Origin of the sequence: Mesorhizobium sp. M1E.F.Ca.ET.063.01.1.1, from assembly GCF_003998155.1 — a bacterium.
In the GTDB taxonomy this organism is placed as follows: domain Bacteria; phylum Pseudomonadota; class Alphaproteobacteria; order Rhizobiales; family Rhizobiaceae; genus Mesorhizobium.
On sequence record NZ_RZSC01001410.1, the window covers coordinates 1 to 698 of the forward strand.

The 698-nt window shown below is 63.8% G+C and carries 2 protein-coding genes; both read right to left on the reverse strand.

Annotated elements, in window-relative coordinates; genetic code table 11:
- Positions 1-457: zinc ABC transporter substrate-binding protein (locus tag EOA29_RS38895; RefSeq protein WP_189479165.1), on the reverse strand; the 457-nt coding region annotated here is incomplete at its 3' end.
- A 24-nt stretch (positions 458-481) separates the two neighbouring features.
- Positions 482-698 (reverse strand): metal ABC transporter permease (locus EOA29_RS38900; RefSeq protein ID WP_189479166.1); only part of this gene is annotated, 217 nt, incomplete at its 5' end.

Sequence of the window (698 nt, forward strand, 5' to 3'; positions counted from 1 at the left end):
TCTTCACATAGATCCTGGCGTTTGCGATCGACTGGAAGGCATGCGGGTCGGTGACCGTCTTGCCTGCGCCTTCAGCGGCGTCCGCATCGGCGAATTCCGGCTTGAAGTCGATCGGCATCACGCCCTTGGTCAAGGTGACGATCGCGGCCTTGGTGGCGCTGGCGTCGACAAGGCGCTGCAAAAAGCCTTCGAAATGCAAGCCATTGACCAGCACGACATCGGCTTTTGCCATCGCCACCGCATCCGCCGGGCTCGGCTCATAGACATGCGCGTCGCCATCCGGCCCGACGATGGTGGTGATGTTGACGCGGTCGCCGCCGCCGACATTCTTGGCGAAATCGGCAATGACCGTGAAGCTCGCCACCACCTTGAGCGGGGCCGCGAAGGCCGACGAGGTTGCGAAGGCGCTTAATGTTATAACGCTCATCGCCAGGGCGGCACGGAAGGATTTCAGCATTGGGTAGGTCTCCTTGCTTGGGGATCAGGCGGTGCGGTGGCGGTGATGCACGATGCGGGCGCGCAGCGCGCCGCGCGAGCCGAACACGATCGAGAAGAAATAGACGACGCCGGCTGAAAGGATGATCGCCGGGCCGGACGGCAGCGACGCGTGGTAGGACAGAAGCAGCCCGGCGACGCAGGAGGCAAAGCCGATCAGCACGGCCAGCACGCACATCGGCTCGACGCGCACCGTCCAGAAG